At 48.0% G+C, this 24,896-nt stretch carries 21 protein-coding genes; 9 read left to right on the forward strand and 12 right to left on the reverse strand.

The genetic code is table 11. The features are described 5' to 3' along the window. Positions 1-118: 118 nt before the first annotated feature. The 5 genes from AC58QG_RS33125 to AC58QG_RS33145 form a co-directional block, all read right to left on the reverse strand. On the reverse strand, positions 119-2,287 hold the full coding sequence (locus AC58QG_RS33125) for a hypothetical protein (protein WP_497366280.1): 2,169 nt from the start codon (positions 2,285-2,287) through the stop codon (positions 119-121). A 19-nt stretch (positions 2,288-2,306) separates the two neighbouring features. Next, positions 2,307-3,482, reverse strand: a complete 1,176-nt coding sequence (locus tag AC58QG_RS33130) for an ABC transporter permease (RefSeq protein WP_497366281.1) — start codon at positions 3,480-3,482, stop codon at positions 2,307-2,309. Then, positions 3,479-4,204, reverse strand: a complete 726-nt coding sequence (locus tag AC58QG_RS33135; RefSeq protein WP_497270762.1) for an ABC transporter ATP-binding protein — start codon at positions 4,202-4,204, stop codon at positions 3,479-3,481. The genes AC58QG_RS33130 and AC58QG_RS33135 overlap by 4 nt, the downstream gene beginning before the upstream one ends. 33 nt (positions 4,205-4,237) lie before the next feature. Continuing rightward, the gene (locus AC58QG_RS33140) at positions 4,238-5,926 is read right to left on the reverse strand and encodes a permuted SH3 domain-containing protein (RefSeq protein WP_497366282.1); all 1,689 of its coding nucleotides are present in this window, start codon (positions 5,924-5,926) and stop codon (positions 4,238-4,240) included. A 646-nt stretch (positions 5,927-6,572) separates the two neighbouring features. After that, positions 6,573-7,400 (reverse strand): hypothetical protein, encoded by an 828-nt coding sequence (locus AC58QG_RS33145; protein WP_497366283.1) that lies wholly within the window; start codon positions 7,398-7,400, stop codon positions 6,573-6,575. 245 nt (positions 7,401-7,645) lie between these two features. Here AC58QG_RS33145 and AC58QG_RS33150 point away from each other — a divergent pair, with 245 nt between their 5' ends. After that, the gene (locus tag AC58QG_RS33150) at positions 7,646-8,032 is read left to right on the forward strand and encodes a DoxX family protein (protein ID WP_497366284.1); all 387 of its coding nucleotides are present in this window, start codon (positions 7,646-7,648) and stop codon (positions 8,030-8,032) included. 955 nt (positions 8,033-8,987) lie between these two features. On the opposite strand, the gene AC58QG_RS33155 is transcribed toward AC58QG_RS33150, so the two are convergent. Continuing rightward, a complete protein-coding gene (locus AC58QG_RS33155; RefSeq protein WP_497366285.1) occupies positions 8,988-10,502 on the reverse strand; it encodes a sensor histidine kinase in 1,515 nt (504 codons plus the stop codon). Next, a complete protein-coding gene (locus AC58QG_RS33160) occupies positions 10,499-11,182 on the reverse strand; it encodes a response regulator transcription factor (RefSeq protein ID WP_310501792.1) in 684 nt (227 codons plus the stop codon). Before AC58QG_RS33160 ends, AC58QG_RS33155 begins: the two co-directional genes overlap by 4 nt. A 212-nt stretch (positions 11,183-11,394) precedes the next feature. Between AC58QG_RS33160 and AC58QG_RS33165 the strand changes: the two genes are divergently transcribed. Together AC58QG_RS33165 and AC58QG_RS33170 are read left to right on the forward strand one after the other, a co-directional pair. Next, positions 11,395-12,321 carry an FAD:protein FMN transferase gene (locus AC58QG_RS33165; RefSeq protein ID WP_497366286.1) on the forward strand — a complete coding sequence of 309 codons (927 nt, stop codon included), beginning with the start codon at positions 11,395-11,397 and terminating at the stop codon, positions 12,319-12,321. Between the two features lie 211 nt (positions 12,322-12,532). Next, positions 12,533-13,798: a BaiN/RdsA family NAD(P)/FAD-dependent oxidoreductase gene (locus tag AC58QG_RS33170; RefSeq protein ID WP_497366287.1), complete on the forward strand. Its 1,266-nt coding sequence runs from the start codon at positions 12,533-12,535 to the stop codon at positions 13,796-13,798. Positions 13,799-14,408: 610 nt separating this feature from the next. Here AC58QG_RS33170 and AC58QG_RS33175 read toward each other — a convergent pair. From AC58QG_RS33175 to AC58QG_RS33190, 4 genes are all read right to left on the reverse strand, one after another. Next, complete coding sequence (locus tag AC58QG_RS33175) at positions 14,409-15,764, reverse strand: dicarboxylate/amino acid:cation symporter (protein WP_497366288.1); 1,356 nt, start codon at positions 15,762-15,764, stop codon at positions 14,409-14,411. Between the two features lie 179 nt (positions 15,765-15,943). Beyond that, a complete protein-coding gene (locus AC58QG_RS33180) occupies positions 15,944-16,714 on the reverse strand; it encodes a hypothetical protein (RefSeq protein WP_497366289.1) in 771 nt (256 codons plus the stop codon). Between the two features lie 180 nt (positions 16,715-16,894). Then, complete coding sequence (locus AC58QG_RS33185) at positions 16,895-17,308, reverse strand: hypothetical protein (RefSeq protein WP_497366290.1); 414 nt, start codon at positions 17,306-17,308, stop codon at positions 16,895-16,897. Positions 17,309-17,385: 77 nt separating this feature from the next. Beyond that, complete coding sequence (locus AC58QG_RS33190; protein WP_497366291.1) at positions 17,386-18,231, reverse strand: inositol monophosphatase family protein; 846 nt, start codon at positions 18,229-18,231, stop codon at positions 17,386-17,388. A gap of 167 nt (positions 18,232-18,398) precedes the next feature. On the opposite strand from AC58QG_RS33190, the gene AC58QG_RS33195 reads away from it, so the two are divergent. After that, positions 18,399-19,364 (forward strand): aldolase catalytic domain-containing protein, encoded by a 966-nt coding sequence (locus AC58QG_RS33195; RefSeq protein WP_497366292.1) that lies wholly within the window; start codon positions 18,399-18,401, stop codon positions 19,362-19,364. A 90-nt stretch (positions 19,365-19,454) separates the two neighbouring features. On the opposite strand, the gene AC58QG_RS33200 is transcribed toward AC58QG_RS33195, so the two are convergent. Beyond that, the gene (locus AC58QG_RS33200; protein WP_497366293.1) at positions 19,455-19,778 is read right to left on the reverse strand and encodes a hypothetical protein; all 324 of its coding nucleotides are present in this window, start codon (positions 19,776-19,778) and stop codon (positions 19,455-19,457) included. A gap of 181 nt (positions 19,779-19,959) precedes the next feature. Between AC58QG_RS33200 and AC58QG_RS33205 the strand changes: the two genes are divergently transcribed. From AC58QG_RS33205 to AC58QG_RS33225, 5 genes are all read left to right on the forward strand, one after another. Continuing rightward, positions 19,960-21,054, forward strand: a complete 1,095-nt coding sequence (locus AC58QG_RS33205; protein WP_497366294.1) for a GerAB/ArcD/ProY family transporter — start codon at positions 19,960-19,962, stop codon at positions 21,052-21,054. Positions 21,055-21,068: 14 nt separating this feature from the next. Then, positions 21,069-22,505: a spore germination protein gene (locus AC58QG_RS33210; protein WP_497366295.1), complete on the forward strand. Its 1,437-nt coding sequence runs from the start codon at positions 21,069-21,071 to the stop codon at positions 22,503-22,505. After that, the gene (locus AC58QG_RS33215) at positions 22,502-23,671 is read left to right on the forward strand and encodes a Ger(x)C family spore germination protein (RefSeq protein WP_497366296.1); all 1,170 of its coding nucleotides are present in this window, start codon (positions 22,502-22,504) and stop codon (positions 23,669-23,671) included. Before AC58QG_RS33210 ends, AC58QG_RS33215 begins: the two co-directional genes overlap by 4 nt. Further along, positions 23,671-23,874: a hypothetical protein gene (locus AC58QG_RS33220; RefSeq protein ID WP_497366297.1), complete on the forward strand. Its 204-nt coding sequence runs from the start codon at positions 23,671-23,673 to the stop codon at positions 23,872-23,874. The genes AC58QG_RS33215 and AC58QG_RS33220 overlap by 1 nt, the downstream gene beginning before the upstream one ends. A 100-nt stretch (positions 23,875-23,974) precedes the next feature. Next, on the forward strand, positions 23,975-24,874 hold the full coding sequence (locus AC58QG_RS33225) for a PIG-L deacetylase family protein (protein WP_497366323.1): 900 nt from the start codon (positions 23,975-23,977) through the stop codon (positions 24,872-24,874). Positions 24,875-24,896: the final 22 nt, after the last annotated feature.

Here is a 24,896-nt window from a genome sequence, read left to right on the forward strand (position 1 = left end):
CTAATTTGTAGCATACTCACCTTATTATGGGAATAAATGCACTTACAAAAAAACAGCTCAAACTTGGCTCTATGGCCAGTTTAGGCTGTTTTTTCTATTAGTTAAGCTATTCTTCTTTTTACTTAAATTGCTTCAGAAGGCGCTTCGCCGTTCCGTTCGGCGTGTTAATGACTTCGTACATATTGACCACGATTCCGGAACTCACTTGCTCATTTTTCAAACCAGAAATCGTTACCTTTTGGCTGCCGCTCGTTAATTTACCCGTACCTGTCAGAGCAGCATCTTGGGTGCCAACGACACGACCGAGGGAATCGACCAGCTCGAATTGGATTTTGGAGAAATTAGCATCGATAATTACTTGATCCTCATGGCTAATATCCATATCCAAACTGAGAACATAGGAGTAAGTTCCACCGCTATAGGTCCAGTTAATCCAGCTGTCATTGATTTTTAGGGAGAATGGATAGATCGCAATAGTATCTCCTGGCTCTTCTTCCTGGAGAGCAACTTTGAACGTTCCTGCGGACACGTTGCCTTCGGACACGGACTTATTATCATACACATTCAGTGCGAAAGAATCATCCTCGGCAGCATCCTTGTTAGGCAGCAAGTAGGAATAGCTGACAACATAGGAGCTTCCTGGTGTAATTTGTGTGGCTGCCGCGCTTTGACGAGATCCTGTGTAGGCGTTGCCTTTATTATCGATGAGCTCGTTCTGTAGCTCAGGCAGTGCGAGCGTGCTCGTGCCGTTGTTGGTAATTTTATATTTGGCAATCGCGGTTTTGTAGCCGAGATCATCATTCTCATGAGCATGAAGCTCAATAAGCGATACATCGAGATTAGGGTTCACAACGCTGCTGCCCAGAACAAGCTTGGTTCCAAGCTCGTAGTCAACCGCTGTGGTGAAGCCGTTTTGGGCTTCGCTCGCACCTTTGAGCAGGAACACAGCCACAGGCTGTTGCCCAGTAGTTGTTGTGGCACTATTCCCTGTTGAAGTCGCCCCACTGTTCGCCGTTCCCGTCGATGTCCCGCTTCCCGTCGTGCTGCCCGTACTCGCCGATGCTTTTTGCCACAGCACGAGCTGTGCCGCATTCGGATCGACGCCAGTTGGTAATGTCGCATTGAAGTAATACGTAGCCGTCTCCTTCGGCGCTAAAAAGCCGCTGCGCGTACTGTTATCTGTCGATGATACGGACGAGCCCGAGTCACCGAACTGGTAAGACGCCGCCAATGAAGGCACAGGTGCGACTACTTCCCCATCATTGCTTAGCGTAACCACAGTCTGCACGTGAACACCGTCCGCTTGTATCGAATACGTAGATGAGCTTGCTTTCGCTGTCACATTCTCGCCGTCCTGCTGCCCGGCATAGCTTTGTTTCACGCCCAAGGCTACCGTATTCAGCGACGAATTCATATTCAAGGTTCCGAGTGAAACATCTTCACTTTGGTTTAAGTAGTAATATTCCAGCGTTAACCCGCTTGTAGGCATGCCTTTGGAGATAAGCGTTTTGAGTGTCAACGTATCTGACTGATTTGGCAAAATCGAAGTGTCCGCCCCACTCGCAACGGTCGAGGTGTATTTCAAGCCGCCCGCATCCACTAGGCGAACGAGCAGACCTTTCGGCACCGCAACGCTGCTTGAACCTAAGTTCTTCGCTGCAACTTGCGTGTACATATACCATTTGCCATTCTCAGTAACACGTACACTCTGCCCTAGTTGAAAAGCAAGAGACGCATCATTCGCGAGTGTGCTGTCTAGTGTGCGCAAGCTGATAATTTCCTCTGGTGCTTCCAGCTGACCTTCTTGAATGACGGAGGAAATCGGCAGTTCACCGAGATGATTCATGAAATCTGATTTATTGTAATCCCAACGGAATACATCCACTTTCAGATCAGCAGCATTTTCACTAGCCGGCAAATTCGCGTAGAATCGGAAGCTCTCCTCTTGCCCGCCGTTCACGATGCCGCTCTTTTTCTCACTCAGATTGGCCGTGTAGCTGTGTCCAGCACCATCCGTTACACGTACACCATACTTGTTAAAATCAAGCGTCTGATTCTCCCCATTATGAAAGAGTACGGAGAATTGTAGGGATGAAGACGATAGCGCTGCTTTACCCAGCATAAAATAAGAATCCTTCGAGATAAAAACGCCCTCTGACGCAGCATGTGCATCAGGTGCCGGAGCTGCCCATGAGGCAGCCAGCAAGCTTCCCGTCAGCAGGACGGCTAGACTTGTCTGTTTAAGTGAGTTTGATTTAAGTCCAATCGATGTTAGTTGACGAATCATGTTACAAACCTCCTGTAGCCTAATCGAAACGCAGGGCATCGATAGGTTTTAATTTTGATGCTTTATTAGCTGGATATAAGCCGAAAATGACACCAACGAGTGCTGAGAATAAAAACGCATAGAGTCCAATATTGAGGGATAGGCTCGTCTCTTGGCTTGGGTTGATATACGGCCATGCCAGTGATAAGGCGACCCCTACCAGTAAACCGATCAAACCGCCCATCCCGCTAATTAAAGTAGCTTCGACTAGGAATTGCAGCAAAATATTTCTTCGCTTCGCCCCAATCGACTTCCGAATCCCAATCTCCCTCGTTCGTTCACTCACGGTCACGAGCATAATATTCATAATCCCGATCCCGCCTACAAGCAGGGAAATCGCAGCAACAGCAACTAATTGATTAGTCAAAGTGCTAGACGCTGTTTGTCTTGCGCTAATGAGCTCGGATGAGTTCAAAATGTTGTAACCCGTTGTACTTTTAAACTTCTGATATAAGTAAGCTTCTAAGGCTAATTGTGCACGACTGACGAGATCACCTGAGGATGCTTCCACATAGGCGGTTCGAATGTTGCCTAGCTTGAAATCCCGGCTCATCGTTGGCAGCGGTACAAACACGGAGCTATCCAAAGAGGTTCCGCTCGTATTCGAACCCTTCGTTTGAAGAACACCGATAATGGTGTACATGTAGCCCTTCACATTAATTTCTTCGTCGATCGGATCTTCCTTGCCAAAAAACTTCGTAGCCACTTCACTCCCGATAACCGCAACGTGATTGCGGAAATCCAGATCCGCTTGTGCGAGGAAACGCCCACTGGCCATCTTCCCTTTTTGCAACTCCAAATAACGGTCATTCGTTCCGATCACATTGTAGCTCTCCGTTGTGCGGTCGAATTTAATGCTGCTATTCTGCGTCATTGTGGGGGCAATCGACGAGATGCCTGCTGTCCCCTCTAACGTCATGAACTCATCGTAATTCAACTGCGTAGCGCGCCCGTTCCCCATTAGGTTAACCGTTAGAAGATTCGTTCCCAGTCCCTCATATTGCTTCTCGATGGCTTTGGAGGTTCCTTGACCGATCGATACGAGCGTGATGACCGAAGCAACCCCGATAATAACGCCTAGCATGGTCAGAACCGTTCGTAACGGATTAGAGCGAATCGTGCTCATTGCCATTTGGAAAAGCTCCCAAATTCTCATGAATGCGCCTCCTCTAGCTTAGGCACTTCAACCGACCAAGCATCATTGCGAGTATCACTGACGATCTCACCATCTCGCAGCGCCACCACGCGCTTCGCATTGTCTGCAATGTGATGGTCATGGGTGATCAACACAATCGTATTGCCCTGCTGATTTAACTCTTTGATCAACTCGAGTACCTCAATACCCGTCTTCGAATCCAGGGCACCTGTTGGTTCATCCGCTAGAATAAGCGACGGTGAAATGGCTAACGCACGCGCAATCGCAACCCGCTGCTGCTGTCCACCCGAAAGCTCACTTGGCTTGTGATGTCCACGCTCACCCATACCTAGCTTCTCCAGCATGCGCTTCGCTTGCTCTCTCCGCTGTTTCGCAGGTATACCTGCATAAATCATAGGGAGCTCGACGTTTTCCGTCGCTGTCAGCCTTGGCAACAGGTTAAACTGTTGAAAAATAAAACCGATCTTCCGATTGCGCAGCTGAGCAAGTCCGTTATCTGACATTTTCTCAGTTGCCACGCCATCCAATGTATATGAACCTGACGTCGGGCTATCTAGCAGCCCAATTGTATTCATCAACGTAGATTTCCCCGATCCACTGGGACCAATAATGGCGACAAAATCGCCTTCTGCAATATGCAAAGTAATTCCGCGCAAAATCTGCAATTCCTCAGCACCACGGGTATAACTCTTCGTTATCTCATTTAGCTCAATGATATTCATCCCATTCGCTCCTTTCCGAGCAAGGCTAGCTCCTTATTGACGCGCTCCGCCACCGCCAGCATTACCGCCACCTTGGAAACCACCACCGCCAGCTCCGCCACCGCCCTGGAATCCGCCTGCGCCACCTGGAAAAGCACCTCCGCCTGGGAAGCCTTGCTGTTGCTGGTTCGTCGTGGTTGTTGCTCTACGTACCGGCATGACGACCTCTTCGCCTTCTTTTACCCCGCCTAGGACTTCAACTTGCGTTTTGCTGCGGATACCCACTTGCAGTTCACGCTCTTCGGTTGTGCCATCGGCCTTCTTCACCGTAACCGTTGACTTGCCTCTTGTTGTCGTCACCACTTGAATAGGAAGCACAAGAATATCCTTCTTATCTTGGATGAGGATTTCAGCTGTCGCTGTCATGGCATATTTCAAATCATTCTGAGTGGTATTTGGAATCGCCACAACCGCATCATAGGTGGTCACGCCATTCGTCGTTGTACCCACATTTGAGACGGAAGTCACTTCACCTGTAAAGGTTTTGCCTGCAATGGCATCTACTTTTACGTTAACCTTCTGCCCGACCTTCACACTCGTCAGATCCAGTTCATCCACCGCGATTGCGAGCTGCATCGTGCTTAAGCTTGCCACTGCACCGAGAGTCGTGTTCGCATTGATTTGCGCGCCGAGCGGGTAATTTCGAAGGACATTGTTTTTACTGTTGGCAAAATCCGCCGAGAACACGCCATCAAACGGTGCTTTGATCGTCAATTGATCGACTTTTTGCTGGGCATCGCTGACACGTATTTTCTGACTTTCAATCGCAGACTGTTTGGAGATAATATTCTTTTGAATATCATCATTAAAAAGAGTCACAATCAGATCGCCTTGTTTAATCGTATCGCCATCTTTGAATTTCAGTGTTTTCACCGTGCCGCTAGCTTCGGAGAAAATAGACGCCGTCCGCACATAGGCGAGTGCAGCCTGATCAGAAGACTCTACCTTGGTATTTCCGCTGCCAATGCTGCCTTTGACTTTCAACCCTGCCGAAAGTGTACCGTCATTATCGACTAGCACATCGACTAGCACCACTTTATTGCCATTCGTGTCTGCACTAATTTCATGACCAATTGTATCGACGGCTCCAACCTTGGATAACAAGTATCCATCCACGCTCAGCTCTACAGGGTCACCCTTCTTCAATTGCACGGCCTCTTGCAACGAGAATGGCAGCTTCACCTTAAATTGCGTTGTATCTGAAATCGTACCGATCTTCGTCGTTTTATTCACTTGACTGCCTACGTCGAAATTAGCATTCAAGGTAATCTTGCCAGACATCGGAGCGGATACGCTCATATTCCCTTGTTCAGACTGCAGCTCCGCTAGATCACTCTCTAACTGCTGCAAGCTCACTTGTGCTTCCTTCAGATTCGTTTCGGTTGACGGAACCGAAAGCTCAACAAGCACGTCACCTTTTTTGACCGCTTGATTCTGGGTTAAATTCATTGTTTTGATGATCCCTTCCATCGGAATCACAATGTTTTGCTTATCCTTAGCGTCCAGTTGGGAGGTACCCGATACGGCCATTGAGATGGCTCCCTTGGTCACTTTCATCGTAGTTTGTTGAGTTGCCGCTGTTGCTGGCTTCGCATTTTTATGTACATAGTAGTATGTACCCGCCCCGCAAAGGATGGCAGCTAAGGCTACTATGAGCCACCTCTTCTTCCTGCCTACTTTCATCCGTCATAACCCCTCTCCCGGTTTACCTAGACACTCTTTGCCTAGGTCGTACAATCTTCACAAGATGTAGTCTACTAGGGGCGACTGAAACCTGTCTGAGTGTAGGCTGAAAGTAGGTTGAACGATAGCTGAGTGTTTGCTGAAAATGTGGACGAGCTGCTTTGCGCGCTGACTGTTGCAACCGTGACTATGACTGCAAAGACTGTTGCTGCCACTACGACTGTTGCGACCGCGACTATGACTGCAAAGACTGTTGCTGCTGGTGTTGCCACTACGACCGATACGACTGCTGCGACTGCCGCCAAGACTGCTACCAGTCCGCCACCCGACGACTCGATAACTGGAAAAACTCCATCTAATCTTCTGGTTTTCCATTAAATTTGGAAATTAAATGGAAAATATACATCTAATTCTTTGCTTTCTGGCGTTTTTGATCTAATAGCTCGAAATTAGCTGTACTTTTTGCAGTTAGTTGAATCAAAACGAGAATGCATGCGAAATTAGCTGTATGTTTTCCAGTTGTTCACTCGACATATTCCCTCACTTAGCTACTTTAAGAGCTCCTCTCCTAGTGAAACCCCCATAAAACTTCCGCCTTAAGCACAAAAAGCCGCTCGCGATGCGAGCAGCTTCCTATGACATCCCCTTAGTTGGTAGCTGTCGGGGCTGGTGTTGCTGTATCCTTGGATGCGTTGCGATCCGGACGACCTTGCGCACCGTCAGGGCGTTTGTGGGCCGTACCTTTTTCCTCTACCGCCTTCTTGATGGAATCCGTCATGCCGTCTTTGATTTTGCTGATCAAATCATCTTCGCTGATACCCTTCGCTGTTGCGATATCCACGAGGGATTTGCCAGATTCCAGCTCCGTTCTCAACTCATCTTGGGTAATGCCCAGAATTGTCGTGATGACCTCCGGATTGCCGAAATGTCCGCCACCTAAGCCACCTGGACCACCTTTACCTCCAGGACCGCCTTTACCACCTGGGAAACCGCCCTTGAAGCCCGTGCCGTCAATTTGCTTCGTTAATTGGTCGCTCAAACCTTTGATAATCTCATCTGCCCGCTCCTGTGTCAGCTTGCCAGCTGTGACTTCAGCTGTAATCGTAGCTGTCTCGGCTGCGACCAGTTTGGACAAGTAATCTTCCTTCGTCAATCCTTTTTCAATAGCAAACGCTGCTAATGTCTTATCTGCCTTTAGCGCTTCCTGCACAACACTTTCTTCAACGCCTAGGATTGTTGCTGTTTCTTTGATCACGTTACCGCCACGGAAGCCACCGCGATCTCCCATTTGCCCACGGCCTCTATCGTTAAAGTCTTTACCTCCCTGTCCTGCTTTGGGAGCTGTCGTGCTCGTGGTATTGCCTACTGCTGTATCTGCGAACGCTTCATTATGTAGGGCTCCTACTAAGCCAACTCCGATGACAAAAGATGCTACTAGTGAACCTGCGAGAATTTTTTTGCTGATTTTTTTCATAATTGTTATTCCACCTCATCTTTGGATTTGTGTTTGTGTTTCACTTACAAAACCTAGTATAGACCCCTTACCTGAAACCCATCTGAGTGTAAACTGAAGGTTGGTTGAGAGCTTTCTGAGCATTGGCTGAAAATGGCATGGAAAATTACGGATTTAGAAATTACGTACTGGTGTTCGTTTTCAGTGTTTTTTATGGTAGAATAAGGATTACATGAGCACTATTTCGAGTTAAGGGGACGATGACTATGTCATATCGTAAAGAACGCAATAAATTGATCGCTTACTGGGTAACTACCATCCTAGGGCCTGCAAGCTTCGTGATTGGCGGCTTCTTCTTCATCACGCATGGTGAGCAGCAAATCGCCACGTTAACTGGACTCGGTTATCCCGAGTATGTGTTAACTATTCTAGGCTTCTGGAAGCTGATGGCCGTCATCGCAATCTTGATCCCGGGCTTTCCGAGGCTGAAAGAATGGGCATACGCCGGCTTTTTCTTCGAGCTTACAGGTGCTGCGGCTTCGCATATTTTGAGTGGCGACAGCCTCGCTGTCGCTGCTCAGCCGCTGGTGTTTCTGGCGCTCGTCATGGCCTCTTGGGCACTTCGCCCGCGTAGCCGCAAGCTCATCTCTTAGCTGTTGATGCAAAAATGCTAACCGTTCGCGGTTAGTATTTTTGTGTACGTGTTCGTGTGCGTATGGCACACCGCACACTGCCTACCTACAAAGGCTTGCGGCGTGAACTGGAAGGGATGCTGTGTTGGTGGATGCGAGGGTTTGAGTAGCTAGCTTGTTGTCGGTGGCAATAACTGTGTGCGTTGGGATGCTGCGTTGGCTGTGGCGAGGGTTAGAATAATTAGCTTGTTGTGGCTGAGATAACTGTGTGCCCTATTGAATGCTGTGTTGGTGGATGCGAGAGTTTGAGTAGCTAGCTTGTTGTCGGTGGCAATAACTGTGTGCGTTGGGATGCTAGGTTGGCTGTGGCGAGGGTTAGAATAATTAGCTTGTTATGGCTCAGATAACTGTGTGCCCTATTGAATGCTGTGTTGGTGGATGCGAGGGAAGTTTGAGTAGCTAGTTTGTTGCAGGCGGCGATTACAGTTTGTTTGTATTTAATGTTATGTTGGCTTGTACGTATGGGTTTGAGTAACTTTCAGATCTTTTCAGATCTTTCCAGATCATTTTAGATCCCTTCAAATCTTTTCAGACCCTCCTGGCTCCCTCGAGTCCCCCTCTCATCCTGTCCCTGCAACGATTAACTGTATTTCCTCCAGTTAATTTCCAGAAAGCTCCGCAGTATCGACGTTTAACTGGATTTCCTACAGTTATTTCCGTAGATTTCAGTGAAATCAGCGCTATCGGCTGAAATTAGCTACATGAAATCCATCTATTTGCTCGAAAGCAGGAATTCCCGGCAAAATAGCGGGAGAAAATCCAGCTATTTTCACCGCAACTGCATACTCGGCACAAATCCAGCTACTGGAGCCCCCAGTACTTGATTCGACTCATCCATTCAGCTCACTAAGCGCTGCTCCAACTCCAAGCACATCAAAGAAGCTGACGCATCTGCGCCAGCCTCTTCTCATTCAAGCTACCTCGGCAACCGCACGATAAACGTACTCCCCTCACCGACTTTACTTTCCACACCAATCATTCCGCCATGCAGCTCCACAATAGAGCGAGTAATCGATAAGCCCAAGCCCGCTCCCCCACTGCGTCGCGCACGCGAGGAATCGATGCGGTAGAACCGATCGAACAGATGCGCTATATGCTCTGGCGCAATCCCGGGTCCATTATCATGTACAGCAATTTCAACGTCTGTATCCGTTCTCGTCAAGGAGAGCCGCACCTCGCCACTTTCGGGATGTGTATGCTGAACAGCGTTGTGGAACAAGTTGAGGATCACTTGCTTGATTTTATCGGGGTCACAGTGACACAGTGTCTCAGGCTCCAAAAGGAATGTGACAGTTCTCTCCCCTGCGAGCAGACGCAGCTGGTGCTCCATCTCATGCAGCACGTCGTCCATCGCTACCTCCGTCTTATGGAATGACGGTGTTCGGTCCAACCGAGCGAGCAGTAGCAGGTCTTCAACTAGTTTATTAATGCGTACGGATTCGCCATGCATGCTTTTCAACGCTTTCAGCAGCTGTTCAGGCTGTTGATACGCTCCGCGCAGCAGTACCTCCAGGAAGCCATGGATGGACGTCAGCGGCGTGCGCAGCTCATGCGAGGCATCCGCGGCAAAACGGCGCATCTGCTCTTTCGCTTCCTTTTCCGCTTCAAATGAAAATTCCAAACGCTCTAGCATGCTGTTGAACGAGGTCGCCAAACGATCCATCTCCGCCTGCCCCTGATGAGCAGGAAAACGTTCATTCAAGTTACCCGAATCAATACGCTTCACCGTATCCACCAAATTAGAGAGTGGAACGAGCGTCCGCCGTAATACTGGCAGGAAGCCAAGCAACCCAATCACCATCGCGAGCATCGAAAGAAATAAAAACGTGAGCAGCTGCCTTAGAAGAACATCTTTAATCGGAGCTGTGCTTGTGCTGGCTTGAATGAGTGCTTGATAGCCGCGGGGACGATCAGGCTCTCCTCCTCCGATTTGATGGAAGACAACTAACTGTTCATTCCCTTTGCTGTCTTTTATAATCAGATGCTCTTGCTTCTTCGTTCTCTTTTGCAGGATTTTCAAATATTCTTCCTTAGCTAGCTCCAAAGTTGACTGTTCATCCTGTGAGGAAACGAGTTTATACGTCCCTTTCTCATCAATGAGCGCAATCGTTAAATCCGGCACAAAAATCCGCGGACCTTCGCCGAAGTTATCTTGCCGATTATTTCGCATGAAATCCTGCCTAGGCAGGAATGGGCTCGTTCCCTTATCTTGACCTTGCTCGGCCCGAAGCCACACGTTTGGCGGCAGCGCAGCAAGCTGATTGCGAATCGTCTCTGCTTTATTTTGAAACATGAACTGCTGCATGAACACATATTGAAAAACGCCAATTAACAGCAAGAGTGCAGACATGACCAGCAGCGTGCGCGATAGAATTTGAAACTTTAAGGATCGGGTCTCGAAGCTATTGGCAAACCAGCCACGCGTCTTCATGCCAAATCCATCCGATACCCCGCGCCGCGAATGGTGCGAATCAGCTTATGCTCCTTATCTCCAAGCTTTTCGCGCAGGGAGCGTATGTACACTTCCACAATATTTTCTTCACCGCCAAAATCATAGCCCCACACTTTATCCAAAATCATCGTCTTACTTAGCACAAGGCCGTGATTGATGGCCATAAATTTAAGCAACTCGTATTCCGTTGGCGACAGCTCTAAGATCCGATCATGCATGCTTATCTCTTTGCGGCGATCGTCCATGCGAAGAGGTCCAATGACGACTTCCCCGAACAAGTTTGGAAAATGGTTACGAATCCGCGCATAGATCCTCGCCAGTAGCTCCTCAAAGCTAAACGGTTTGATCATGTAATCATCGGCTCCAAGCGTGAGCCCTTTTACCCGATCATCAATTTCATCTTTGGCCGTCAGCATAATAACCGCGATATTGTCCGTCTTCTTAATCATGCGGCACACCTCGAAACCATCCATACCCGGCATCATGACATCCAGAATTGCGATGTGCGGCTGAAATTTATTACAAGCTGTGATCGCACTGATGCCATCCTGTGCCGTCATGACTTCGAAGCCTTCGTTCGTTAGCCCTAGCTCTAAAAATTCTAAGATATGTGGCTCGTCATCGACGAGTAAAATTTTAATCCCTTTTAGCTGACGCATCTTGTATCGTCTCCCCCGAGTATCATTTCGTACACGACTTCTACAATCAGTATCCCATATCCTGCCTAAAAGCAATCTGAGCAGTGGCTGAAAGCTAGCTGAAAGTTGCGGAATCTTCAGCCATTTTTCAGCTAACGATCATTTCAATCTCAGTTAGCTCCCCTATACTGATTGCATATAAGTAAGGATTCGACAGAAAAGAGGAATTCCTGATGACAATGACAAACAATACCTTCCTCCCTTTTCATTTTCAAACGTTTGATTCAACCACTGAACTCTTGCTCCCCTGTGAAGAGCGCCAGCAGTTGCGAATTCAAAAGATCGGGCGTGAATGGTTTGGGCGTGAGGAAAGGCGCTTTAGTCTTAGGCTCGCTGACAGTGAAATCAACCTTTTAAATACATTGGCCGGAGAAAGCTGCCTTGTTTCCAATACCATGCTAGAGGTGCTCTTCCTCGCCGAAATGTACCAAGCCATCACGGATGGTAACTACACGCCTCTTCTATATAAAGAGGGGGCAGCTCCACCGCATACACCAGTGCCTGCCACGCAGGGTTGGAAGGTTAATCCGCTAACCAAATCCGTGACATTGCCTAAGCATACGCATATTCATTTGCAAGGACTCGAGAAAAGCTGGTCGCTGAAACGTTTGACTGACTATTTGAAGAAAACCTTTTCGTTCCCACAAGGGCTCATGCTGTCCGAGGGTGATGTGACGGTATGGGGGCAATCCAGCCCGCGGCAGAAGCCATGGCGGATCGGGATCCAAAATCCATGGCACGAAAACGCCAAGTTAGGTGCGGTTGTCATGATGGAAGGCGCGCTCGCTACTTACAGCCCGCTTAAGGATCGCAGTCATGTTGATGCAAGCAGCGATGTGCTGCAATGTACGGTTACTGGCCAAGATCTCGTGGAATGCCACGTCTGGGCGCGATTATTAGGCTCACTCGGGCTGGAGGCTGGACTGTCTCTACTCGCAAAACGCAGTGCAGCCTGTGAAGCTATTGTGCTTTCTACGCAAGATGAGCTTCACTACTATGGGCAGAAGTCCTCTCTCGATACGAAATGGCATGACCTTTGTGTGGATCATTTTCATTTTAGTGAAAGACATGGTAGGGATGATGTTGATAGCTTCGCTTAAAAAATTGGATTTGAAGACCGTTTGTGGATGAAATTAGAAAAAACGTATGTTATCCACATTTCACTATGGTTTGTCCACAGACCAACTATTACTTACCCACAAAAACACCTATTTTATCAACAAGTTATCCACGTGCTGTGTGTATCTTTTGAATATCTAGCTCTTTACATGCTATGATATGAGAAAATACGCGAGGCAGGGGCTTTATTGAATGACATATGATGTAATCGTAATTGGCGGAGGTTCTGCTGGCCTCATGGCTAGTATTGCCGCAAGCAGGGACGGCGCAAAAGTGCTGCTCGTCGATAAAGGCGATAAGCTGGGACGTAAGCTTGGCATTTCTGGCGGCGGCAGATGCAACGTGACGAACAACAAAGACATGGATGAATTAATTAAGCATATCCCCGGCAACGGGCGATTTCTTTATAGTGCATTCACCCATTTCGGGAATAAAGATATTATCGCTTTCTTTGAAAATCTCGGCATCCACCTCAAAGAAGAGGACAATGGTCGGATGTTCCCCATCAGCGACAAGGCCAAAACCGTCGTCGACGCGTTAATCGGTCAAGTACGGCGCCAGGGTGTGGAGATCCGGACCAACAGTCCGGTCAAAAAGGTGTTGTACGCGGACGACCGCGTAAGCGCCGTTCAGCTGCAAGGCGGAGAGACGATCAGTAGCCGCGCTGTAATCGTCGCCTCCGGCGGATGCTCGGTGCCGCACACCGGCTCCACGGGAGACGGTTATGCGTGGGCTGAGGCGGGGGGTCATACCATCACGCCGCTTTTTCCGACCGAGGTTCCGTTAACCTCGAAGGAGGCTTTCATCCGCAGCCGCGAGCTGCAAGGACTGTCCTTGCGCGACGTGACGCTCAGCGTGCTGAACGCGAAGGGGAAGCCGATCATCGCGCATCGCGGCGATATGCTGTTCACCCACTTCGGCCTGTCAGGACCGATCGCGCTACGCTGCAGCCAGTTCGTGGTGAAGGAGCTGAACAAATCCGAGCGTAAGGAAGTGCTCGTCACGGTGGATTTGTTCCCTGATCTAAGCACCGACGAGGTGTACAACGAGAGCATGGCGCTTGCGAGAAGCGATGCGAAGAAAGCGATCAAAAACGTGCTCAAGACCCTGCTTTCCGAGCGGCTCATTCCGCTGCTGCTCGCGAAGTCTGAGCTGGACGAGCAGCTGACGTATGACAACATTCCGAAGCAGAAGTGGCTCGAGCTATGTAAGCTCATGAAGGCCTTCCCTGTTATCGTCAAAGGGACGCTATCCTTAGAAGAAGCCTTCGTGACCGGCGGCGGCATTCAGCTCAAAGAAGTCGATCCGAGCACGATGCAATCTAAGCTGGTTCAAGGTCTCTACTTCTGCGGAGAAATCCTCGATATCCATGGCTACACAGGTGGGTACAATATTACCGCAGCTTTCTCAACGGGATACATGGCGGGTACGCATGCTGCTCTGCAGGAAATGTACTAAGCAAGTTCGGCTGCCCTCCCCCCTTCGGAAGCGTGTTGGGTTTGGGGTTTGGGGTTTGGGGTTTGGGGTTTGGGGTTTGGGGTTTGGGGTTTGGGGTTTGGGGTTTGGGGTTTGCGGTGTGGGTCTTGGACTCGCAAATGTCATTAACTACATTAACTACAGTTAATTTTCTAAAATAGTTACCTTTAAATAGATTAACTGGATTTCCTCCAGCTAATTTCGCGCATTTCCGTCGAATCGGATGATTGTTGCGGAAATAGCTGGAGGTTTTCCATTTAAACGGTGATTTCGTATAAGATTCGTTAGATTAACTGTAAGTTTTCCATCTAATTTTCCTCGAAGGTGCCTAGGGTGGTTGGATGGGCATCGAATTTTCCTCGAAGGTGCCCAGGGTGGTTGGATGGGCATCGAATTTTCCTCGAAGGCGCCTAGGGCGTTGAATGGGGATCTTATTTTCCTCAAAGGCGGTTGGATGGGCATCGAATTTTCCTCGAAGACGCCTAGGGTGGTTGGATGTGGGAGTAGGTGCGGATTGCTTAACCTCGTTAAACAAAAAAGACGAACGCCACCCCGCGGTGTCGCTCGTCTTTTCTCTTCTAATCGCCTGCGATTAAGCAGTCGCTAATTCCAATTCATCTTCTTCGTCACGATCGAACGAAGCGCGGTCGAATTCACCTTCGGACTCTGCTACAAGCAATGCTGTTACTGTTGTACCTGTTGCGTTTACTGCTGTACGACCCATGTCGATCAACGCTTCAACACCAAGTACAAGACCCATACCTTCAAGCGGCAAGCCAAGTGCTGTTAATACTACTGTTGTTGAAATTGATGCAGGACCTGGTACACCAGCTACCCCGATGGAGGAAATAACTGCTACTAGAATCAACAAGAAATACTCAGAAATACCTAATGGAAGATTGTAAACCTTCGCTACGAAAATCGCTACAACCGCCGGCCAAACACCACCACAGCCGTTGAAGTTCATCGTTGCCCCAAGTGGTGCCACGAAGCTAGCGATACGCGGTGATACGCGAAGACGTTTCGTAATAACTTCTAAATTCACAGGAAGCGTTGCATAACTACTACGCGTTGTGAACGCAACAGCGATCGTCGGATACGCCTTTTTGAAGAATTTAATCGGGTTAACTTTCGCCACTAGGAGCACAAGTCCACCGAATACCACTACAAAGTGAATAATTAAGGCCACGTAAGAAGTCAGAATAATTTTAGCTAACGGCTCCAACGTTTCCCAACCATATTTAGCAGCCATCGCCGCGATCAACGCGTACACCCCATAAGGTGTCAAACGAATAACATACTTAACTACTTGGTGCATAACAGCAGCAGCTGAAGAGATGAACGCCTTCACGGATGCTACAGCCTCAGGTTTTTTGGAACCTACTGAAACGATAGCTACTGCAACGAAAATTGCGAAGATTAGAACCGGTACAACTTTACCACTCGCCATGTCGCTAATTGGATTGGACGGCACCAGATCCAAAATAACTTGGGAGAATGTCGGAATTTCTTTCGCTTTGAAATCTTTCGGAACCGCTTGTGCGATACCATTACCTGGATCAATCGCCAATGCGACTAGTAGACCGATCAAAGCTGCGATCCCCGTTGTAAGTAGGAACCAACCAATTGTTTTGAAACCCAGTTTACGAAGTTGAGCCATGTTCGACAACGACGAAATACTATTAATAACTAGAATAAATACCAGTGGCATAACAAGCATTTTGATCAAATTGACGTAAATCGTTCCGATCGTGCTAACACTTTTAAATTGCAGACCTGCCTGATTGAAAATGACCCCTGCGATGATACCAAGACCCAAACCGATAAATACACGGTTACCAAAACTGACTCTCTTTTTCCCTAGAAAAGCAAGGAAACCAATAATTACGATTGATACGACTAAGCTTACCCAGTTCGTTTGAAATGCGGTTACTAGGTTGTTTTCCACGTTCATCATCCCCTATTCCTACGAAGTTACTTGGTTTAATTGTGATAAATATATGACAACTCACATTGACTGTCAATGGTTAATTTTTGAGAAATGGCAAAGAACCGAACAATTCCCCTTTTTTAGGAGAATACAATTCGGTTTTTGGCATTTTACATATAAAGTCCTTGGCAAATTGCCTAAATCGTGTGCTGGTCATGCACGATAGCGACCACATACCATTGTGAGCCTGAATACTCAAAAACAAGTCGTAAACTGGTCCAATCCATGCCTTGATACTGCGGATCAAAACCAGGGAAATGATATTCAACGGTAATATAGGAAGTCGTGGGATACACACTGAATACATTGTTGATCATATTCCCTTTGCCAATAATCGTGTTATAGCTGATCTGCGGCGCAGCAGCAAAGTTAGCGTTATACACAAATTTAGCCCAGTAATTAGGAAAGGTGAGGTCAATGGGATCGCCTGATCCATCTAAGGTACCCCAATGTGTGAGACTTGGGCTAGCCCATAAAGCAGCAAGATTGCTGCCTTGTACTTGAATGTCTGTCGCAGTGTGAACGTAAGAATAGGGAGAGAATTGTACACCTTTCTGCGGATGCACGAGACTGGTAAGCTTCGTTATATTATGCTCTTTCAGCGCGGCTACCACTTCTTGGGCTCGAGCTTCGATGACTTTCTTGGCATCTGCCGAGCTAGTGAAGCTTGGCGGCGTTGCTGCTGGCGAGGGCTTCGGGCTAGCTGTTGCTGGAACCGTTGTGGGTACAGGTGACTCTGTCAATGTTGGCTCTGGGGATGGCGACGAAGTAACGCTCGCGGTTGGTTGCGCCGTGGGGCTTGGGCTGCTTGTGCCCCCCTGATTGGCTGGTTTCGCACTGCAACCTGCTAGTGCGCTGACCAAACTGACTATAACCAAAGCAATGGCAATCTTCCTCCTACTTCCCATGAGAACCACTCCTTCTTCAATTGTTTCCTTATTACACCAAACGCATGTCGGATGCGAAAGGTTCCAACCGATTCCTCTACGCTCAAAATAAAGTTAGAAAAACCAAAAGAACCCGAGGCTGACACCCACCTCAAGTTCTATAGTTCCTTGGCCAGCTGCAGCTAAGCAGCCAATGCCGTATTAAATCCGGATGCCGGCGCTAAAGTGATTATAGTCATCCGCCGAAGGATCGAATGCCGCCTCATCATCACTAGGCAGCGCATCGCGATCTGTTGCCACGGCAGATGCCGCATAGCTGTCAGACCAATCCTCATTCACAGTGTGTGCCGGAATGCGGATTGAGCCCTCCAGATCATACGCCATCGCGAAGGTGGCTTGTTCGGACATCTGTGGCCGATCTATGAGCCGTCCACCGTGCGACTGGGCAATTTCGATGGCCGAGGTAACCTCCTGCTCATCTAGATGAATGTGCAGCGTTGCACGCTCCCCTTCCAGCAGCTCTGGCTTGTAACCGAGCTCTTCTAACGTGTCTAATGCAAGCAACGCATCCCGCGTTTGATTGAATTCAAAAAAGATAGGAACAAAGTCCTTCATCTAACAGCACCCTTTCTTCCTTCAAATGGAAAGTCTGCCATTAGGTTTGACCAATTGTTCCTATCCTATTCGAAAACCTATTCCGCCGTTCTCAGCGCTTCCTGAACGAGTTGAAGCAACTCGGCATGGTAGGCCGGCGCAGCAGCGACCAAATAGATCGCGTTGTCCGTTCCCGCTTCAGGGATGACTGCCTTGCCTCCGAGCAATGCAACTGGATTGCCCGCGAAATCCGTCACGGTCACACCGGCCTCCTGCGCAAGCAATAACCCAGCGTATAAATCTTCCCCTTCCGAATTGTACAAGACAACGCCATGCAGATCCCCTCGGGCCAACATCGCCCACACAATCGAAGGGGCCCATACGCGCATCACTCTTTTGACCGAATACTCCAGATGATGTCGAAGCGCTAATGCCCGCTGATCGTCCTTCGTGACGGCATGTCCCTGAATCCATGAAACGGTAGACTTCACCAGTGCACCACTCGGCCTCGCCAGCAGTCGCCTGTCACCTTGCCAAGCTCCTTCATCTTGAACTGCCACATAAGTGAGTTCCATGGCCGAATCATGAACGACACCCAGCACAATCCGTCCTTGGTAGCTCAAAGAAATTGAAACCCCGTACAAGGGAATGCCCAACGCGAAATTGTTCGTCCCATCCAAGGGATCGACGTGCCACACCCAATCACTCGCCGCTCCCCCCTCGCCTGCTTCTTCACTATAGATGCGATGCGTTGGAAACACGCTCAGGATGTCATCCACGATGAGTCGATCCGCCTGCACATCCACTTCCGTCACTAGATCACCGCGTTCATCCTTATGCTGAAGGAGGAATTGACCACCGAAACGTTTCTTGGCCAATTCACCTGCTTTTACAGCTGCACCTATAGCCACTTCTCTTGCTAAAGTCCATTCGTTCCGGTTCATGCCGTTCATCCCCCTTACGTGATCACTTCTGTCCTTTCTATATTACCATATCCTACCTAGGAAAGTTGCTTGAAAGCCTACACTTGCATTGACAAGCCACCTCTTCATAAGTGATAATATAGCAAAATCAGAAGGCGACAAGAGCTGTCGAAAGGGGCAATACGAGTATGGTAAAGCATCATCAGCACAAGATTTTGGATTGTACGATTCGAGACGGCGGTTTAGTTAACGATTGGGATTTTAGCGTGGAGTTTGTCCAAGACATGTATCGCGGCTTGAGCGCTGCCGGCGTTGAATATATGGAAATTGGTTACAAAAACTCAGAAAAACTATTAAAAGGCGGAGCATCTGGCCCTTGGAGATTCCTTAACGAGTCCTTCTTACGTGATGTAATTACCAAAAAAACAGATACGAAGCTATCCGCTCTTGTTGATATCGGACGTGTGGATGAGAAAGACATTTTGCCTCGTGAGGACAGCTTACTTGATTTGATCCGCGTTGCTTGTTACATCAAGGATGTAGATAAAGGTCTTGAGCTTGTACAAAAATTCCATGACATGGGTTACGAGACGTCCCTGAACATCATGGCGCTTTCCCACGTAATGGAGAACGAGCTGACAGAAGCCTTTGAAGAAATCAACAAAAGTGCTGTAGACGTTGTCTATGTCGTAGACTCTTACGGCAGCATGGACAGCAAAGATATCGACTATCTCGTATCCAAATTCCAACGCTTGCTTCCTGAGAAAGAGCTAGGCTTGCATATGCACAACAACATGCAGCTTGCTTTCGCTAACACGATTACAGGAGCTAACAAAGGTGTAACTTTCTTAGATTCTTCCGTATACGGCATGGGTCGCGCTGCTGGTAACTGTACAACAGAATTGTTGCTAAGCTACCTCAAGGGAGCTCGCTACGATGTACGTCCTGTTCTTGGACTTATTGAGAAGCATATGATCGGTATGCGCGAGAAATGGGATTGGGGCTACCTGATTCCTTACATGATCGTTGGTGCATTAGATGAGCACCCTCGCACAGCAATGGCATTGCTTGATTCACCAGAAAGAAATAATTTTACTGACTTCTATGATCGCTTAACTTCCGTAGAAACGTTCCCAGCAGCAAGCAAAAAATAATCAAGATTAATTCAACACCCCCTATTCGCCAGATCAGGAAGATCTATCTCCTGATTGTGCGATTAGGGGGTGTTTTTGGCATTGTAACTATTACTTGATAATCTTTGCAGAGATCACATAGTTTTCTGCGTAGGCCCGATCGATGAGAAAAATGAAGTCCTCCCCATCTCTTCGGTTGAAATTCTTTTTTGGATACACCTCGATATAATCATTCTCAATTAGCATCGTGCATTTCTCATCCGTATAAATCAGTCCAGATTCTAAGCGTTTTATGGCTTCCACCATGACTTCCCTTGACTTCAAATCCCCAAAAATCTCCACATAGACTTTTGCAGTAGCATCGTGATCTTTGAGTAAAATCGCTACCTTATGCTTGACTTTGATGCGCACCTTCTTTTTCGTAGATATACTCATAGGTTCTACTCCTTCATTCGTCTATGGGATATTTTATGTCACAACTGGGTAAGGTGGACTAGGCTAATGGACATTTTAACCCCCTCAATTCGTTTAGACTTCAGGTGATTTAAGGCATAGAAGGATATTTTTTCCCAAATTTGAAAATAGTAAGAGCATTAGCACGTCAGGGGGGTTCTGCGTGATTCAAGTGCTCTCGACATGGCAAACATTCTGCCTTTTGTTTTTATTCCAGTTAGGTACAACGATTGTATTTGGCTTCGCTGGCGGTGCTAAGCAGGACGCTTGGTTAGCTGCCTTAATCAGTGCCATGCTCGGAATAAGCATAGTCTGGATGTTTACACGTATATATGAACGCAATCCAGGTGAAACCTTAGTTTCCCTGCTCCAGATAACCTTCGGCAAGTATGTAGGACACCTGTTAACCACACTTTATATTTTTGTCTTTATTTACGAAGCAGGGCGCATTCTAAGGGATTTGGGCGAGTTGATGGGAACGTTTTTACTCCCAAGTACACCAGCTCCATTCTTAATGCTGCTTCTAGTCCTATTGGTTGCTTATGCTTGTTATGCCGGTATTGAACGGATTGCTCGGTTAGCTGAGCTCAGTATAATCATCGTTCTTTTGTTTACATGCATCCAGCTCATCCTGCTGATCTTCTCGAATGTCATTGACTTCTCGTGGCTGCTGCCTGTTGCATCGGATTGGAAAAGCATTGGTGTAACGGTATTCCCTCTAGGCTTAACAACGACCTTCGGTGAAATTATTGTCTTCACCGCATTCTGGAAATTGACTGTCAGTCCTAGCAAGTTTCGCAAGGCTGCGCTCTACTCCTCTCTTCTGGTCGGCGGTGTTTTTGTCCTACTTGATCTCATTGCCGTTAGTACGCTAGGACCAGACCTGTTCTACCGTTCCTTCTATCCGCTGCTCACCAGCTTTCAGTTGATCCGAATCGCGGATTTCATCGACAATTTGGATCCTTTTGTAGTAACAACCTTCATTACAGGCGGTTTGTTCAAAATCATTCTGTACGCCTACGCGGCTTGCTCCATGATCACCACACAGTGGAAAACGGAGAATCATCGCGTCGTGATTATACCCGTTGCGATCCTCATTTGGTTTATTTCTATTTACACCGCCAAGAACTTAGCAAGCCATATTTTTGTTGGCCTGAAGGTTGTCCCTTGGATTATTGAACTCCCGTTATTCGTCGTAGTCCCATTGCTTGTGTTCATCCTAAATAGCGTATTCAGAAAGCGCGGCGTAGAGAGCTAAGGAGGTAGAATAGGATGCAACGGACTCCTGTTGATGAAGCCATCGATATAACTCAGCTACAAGCTGATATCAATCAACAGCTTGATCACGATCCCGACTTGGTATTTATACACATACGCTCTACACTTATTGCTTACATCTGCGGTTTGGTTGAAGTTGAACGAATAGAACGAGAAATAACCAAACCCTTAACACAAGCACAGCCAACATCAGAAACCCTGTCCTCTCACATACTGGCTCCAGAAGTCAAACATACCGATCACTTTGAATCGTTGATTGAAAGTCTGCTCATTGGCTTTGTTATGATCGCCGAGCAAGGGGAGAGGCAGGTGCTCCTAGCCAACTTGGCCTGCCTGCCACACCGCAATATTGAGCAGCCTGAAACAGAATCAGGTGTACGTGGTCCAAGAGAGGGCTTTACAGAGCATTTGGAGACGAATGTTGCCTTACTGCGTCGTCGATTGAAAACGGACAAAATGCGAATCAAAACCTGGGAAATCGGTACGCTTAGCCAAACGGAAGTACGCCTCATTTATTTGGAAGGCATTGCGGATCAAGAAATTATCGATGAAATTACCCAGCGATTATCCGCTATTCATATTGATGCGGTGCTGGAGAGCAGCTATATCGAAGAAATGATCCGGGATAACCCCTTCAGTATTTTCCCTACCATGGAGTACACAGAAAGGCCAGATGTAGTAGCAGGAGCTCTCTTAGAAGGGAAGGTATCCATTTTCACCAATAATACCCCTTTCGTTTTAATTGCTCCGTTTCAATTCTGGTCGGCCTTTCAGTCGAGTGAAGACTACTATTTGATGTTCTCCAGTGCAACCTTCATCAGGTTTATTCGCTCGTTGTCTATCATTCTGGCTCTTCTATTGCCTTCTCTTTATGTGGCCATTACAACCTTCCATCCTGAAATGCTGCCGACGAATTTATTGCTTGCTGTTGCTGGGGCCCGTGAAGCCTCCCCATTCCCTGCAGTGGTCGAGGCGCTCATCATGGAAATTACGTTCGAAGCACTCCGCGAAGCGATACTTCGCTTACCTCGTGTAATGGGACAAACGGTCAGCATCGTCGGCGCCCTCGTCATCGGACAAGCGGTCGTGCAAGCAGGTATCGTATCGACTCCTATGGTCATCGTCGTTTCTGTGACGGGAATTGCCTCCTTCATGATTCCGCGCTATAACATGACCTTTTCCATTCGAATTATGCGCTTACTGCTGCTCTTGCTCGCTGGCACGCTAGGCTTCGTCGGCATCCTACTCGGCTTGTTCACACTAGCCCTATATCTAACGGGGATCCGATCTGTGGGTGTTCCTTACTTAGCCCCAATTGCACCCTTGCGATTAAAAGGACTAAGGGATTTCCTGATCCGTGCTCCACACTGGCTCATTGATCGCGACATCGTCTCGACGCCGCCTGAGGCCAATAAAAAGAGGCACGAATGATGAGAAGAAAAGTGAATCTACTCGTAACGTACACCATGGTTCTTTTCCTATTGACCGGGTGCTGGGATCGTAAGGAAATTAATGATATCGCCATCTTGCAGCTTTCTGCATTTGATCTCATGGCGGATACAGGCATGTACCGTGGCTATGTTCAAATTGCGATACCCAAATCGATCGGTGCAGGCCAATTGACCACAAGTGGAGGTACTAAACAAAAGACTTACATGCCGGTTGTCGATTATGGAAAAAATATAGAGGCTATAACAATGAAGCTTGAGCGTAAGCTTTCAAGGGATGAGTTACCTTCACATCGGCGAATTTTCATGGTCGGAGAAGCATTAGCTCGTCAAGGCATGGCTCCCTTGTTAGATTATATTTCGAGAAATCCCAAGAACCGATTGCGTACCTACTTGGTAATTGCTCGGGATATTGATGCCAAAAGTCTCATCGAAACCGAGTATCCCTTAGAGGCAACGAAGGAAGAAGCCTTACGTGAAATGATTGTTAGAAAAATGCAGGTACCTTCCATGCTGCGCAATTTCTATGCCGCCTCCGCGGCTACGGGTATTGAGCCCATTGCAGCGGCTTTCTCTAAGGACATAGACGGTAAAATTCTACTGAACAGCATTGCTTTATTTAATAAAACTACTTTGGTTGGCTATGTGGATGATATGCAAGCTGTCGCTCTTACAAGTCTGCTAGGAAGGAAGCCCTTTGGCGACACGAATATTGCACTTCCCGATCAGCAAAGTGAATTGTCTGTTAAAGTTACTACGTTACAAGCTAAGAAACGCGTGGAAGTCACTAACGAGCACCCCCATTTTATATTGGATATTAAAGCTACTGGCCGTATCATGGATAGTCGCTCAAAGGTGGACCCAAGTGATCCGGCTGTTATGGAGCAGATCAACGCGTCCTTCCAAGAGCATATAACGAAGATCTACCAGCAGCTTTTCCACACCCTGCAAACTACCTACAAGACAGACAGCGTAGGTCTTGGACAATCCGTCTATCGCAAATATCCAAAACTATGGAAAAAAATTGAGAAGGATTGGCCTGATCTTTTTCCTGAAGTGGACGTTCAGATGAAGGTTACTGCCAATATCTCACAAATCGGCGTACAGGGAGCTCCCTATTACTTAAGAGAGGATGAGATTAGTCAATAATGTGGCTCAAAATGACCGCTCTTACGATTTCATCCATCCTGCTCACCATCCAGCAAATGTCCTATTGGTCGAAAAAGGGAAGCCGTAAACAAGCGATTGTTCTCCTGATCTGGATGATCATCGCTTGGGGGATCGGCTGTGCCTTTATCGGCGGACTCCGGCTTCCCGAGCCTACGAAACCGATATTCCCTGAGTGGAAGTAGAAATGGATTAATCCCATTTGCACCTCCTCACGCTTCCGCCCTTGCCTACATACATTGATATCATTTAGTTGATGCGATGTAGGGAGGAATTGCGTTGAAGATGGATAATTGGGACGGTGCCCCCTTACCAGTAGGGCTATATCCCGTTGATTTGCTTATATTTGCCCCGCATCCTGATGATGAAATCCTCGGGACGGCTGGCACGATCATGGATGCCATTGCCTGCGGCAAAAGGGTTCATGTTGTGTTCTTCACCAATGGAGATGGCTACCCAGAAGCGGCTACCCTCTTATTCAATAAGCCTCCAGAGGAGCTCGGGCCGGCGCATTACTGGGAGCTGGCACGCATACGCCAGCATGAAGCTATGACAGCCGCGGCGCTGATTGGGCTCCGACCACAGGATCTAACATTCCTCAGTTATCCCGATGCCGGGTTGGGTCGTGTGTACGCCACAACTGGAGCGATGCCTCCTTTCCAGCAGCATTTTACACAGCGGCAGGCGACCTACAGTGCGCTTGTACCTGATTTTCACTCACAGATTTACGGCTGTCCCGCACCTTATCGTAAAGCATGTGTACTCGGCGATACGAAGGCGTTAATCGCGATGCTGCAGCCAAAAGAGATTTATGTCACAGATGCTGCCGATACCCATCTCGACCATGCGGCCACCCATGCTTTCGTCATGGAAGCTGTCTCACAACTTGGTTATACGGGGGCAATCTATACGTATTTGATCCATAGCGGTGCGGAATCTCAGTGGCCGTGGCCACGCGGCATCACGCCGGAGCTGCCATTCGAGGCGCACATTGCTGAGGGACATAGGTACCCCTTGCATGTCGCTTGGCCTCCGCCGATCCGCCGACCTATGACACGGGCTAAATCCTTTTGCAAGTGGCAAGCCTTACTAGCTTATCGATCGCAGATTCCCGTTGAACCGGAATTTCTGCAATCTTTTATCAAATGCGAAGAAGTTTTCTGGATACCGAATTTGTACAAATAAATACTACTGCCTCTAAGCAGTG

This window comes from Paenibacillus sp. J22P169 (assembly GCF_059691995.1).

Coding starts and splice junctions, on each gene's coding strand:
- AC58QG_RS33210 (WP_497366295.1), top strand. CDS start 21,069: ATGCAACGGACTCCTGTTGATGAAGCCATCGATATAACTCAGCTACAA.
- AC58QG_RS33190 (WP_497366291.1), bottom strand. CDS start 18,231: ATGAACCGGAACGAATGGACTTTAGCAAGAGAAGTGGCTATAGGTGCA.
- AC58QG_RS33180 (WP_497366289.1), bottom strand. CDS start 16,714: ATGGGAAGTAGGAGGAAGATTGCCATTGCTTTGGTTATAGTCAGTTTG.
- AC58QG_RS33140 (WP_497366282.1), bottom strand. CDS start 5,926: ATGAAAGTAGGCAGGAAGAAGAGGTGGCTCATAGTAGCCTTAGCTGCC.
- AC58QG_RS33215 (WP_497366296.1), top strand. CDS start 22,502: ATGATGAGAAGAAAAGTGAATCTACTCGTAACGTACACCATGGTTCTT.
- AC58QG_RS33200 (WP_497366293.1), bottom strand. CDS start 19,778: ATGAGTATATCTACGAAAAAGAAGGTGCGCATCAAAGTCAAGCATAAG.
- AC58QG_RS33165 (WP_497366286.1), top strand. CDS start 11,395: ATGACAATGACAAACAATACCTTCCTCCCTTTTCATTTTCAAACGTTT.
- AC58QG_RS33195 (WP_497366292.1), top strand. CDS start 18,399: ATGGTAAAGCATCATCAGCACAAGATTTTGGATTGTACGATTCGAGAC.
- AC58QG_RS33160 (WP_310501792.1), bottom strand. CDS start 11,182: ATGCGTCAGCTAAAAGGGATTAAAATTTTACTCGTCGATGACGAGCCA.
- AC58QG_RS33185 (WP_497366290.1), bottom strand. CDS start 17,308: ATGAAGGACTTTGTTCCTATCTTTTTTGAATTCAATCAAACGCGGGAT.
- AC58QG_RS33130 (WP_497366281.1), bottom strand. CDS start 3,482: ATGAGAATTTGGGAGCTTTTCCAAATGGCAATGAGCACGATTCGCTCT.
- AC58QG_RS33170 (WP_497366287.1), top strand. CDS start 12,533: ATGACATATGATGTAATCGTAATTGGCGGAGGTTCTGCTGGCCTCATG.
- AC58QG_RS33125 (WP_497366280.1), bottom strand. CDS start 2,287: ATGATTCGTCAACTAACATCGATTGGACTTAAATCAAACTCACTTAAA.
- AC58QG_RS33145 (WP_497366283.1), bottom strand. CDS start 7,400: ATGAAAAAAATCAGCAAAAAAATTCTCGCAGGTTCACTAGTAGCATCT.
- AC58QG_RS33155 (WP_497366285.1), bottom strand. CDS start 10,502: ATGAAGACGCGTGGCTGGTTTGCCAATAGCTTCGAGACCCGATCCTTA.
- AC58QG_RS33220 (WP_497366297.1), top strand. CDS start 23,671: ATGTGGCTCAAAATGACCGCTCTTACGATTTCATCCATCCTGCTCACC.
- AC58QG_RS33135 (WP_497270762.1), bottom strand. CDS start 4,204: ATGAATATCATTGAGCTAAATGAGATAACGAAGAGTTATACCCGTGGT.
- AC58QG_RS33150 (WP_497366284.1), top strand. CDS start 7,646: ATGTCATATCGTAAAGAACGCAATAAATTGATCGCTTACTGGGTAACT.
- AC58QG_RS33225 (WP_497366323.1), top strand. CDS start 23,975: ATGGATAATTGGGACGGTGCCCCCTTACCAGTAGGGCTATATCCCGTT.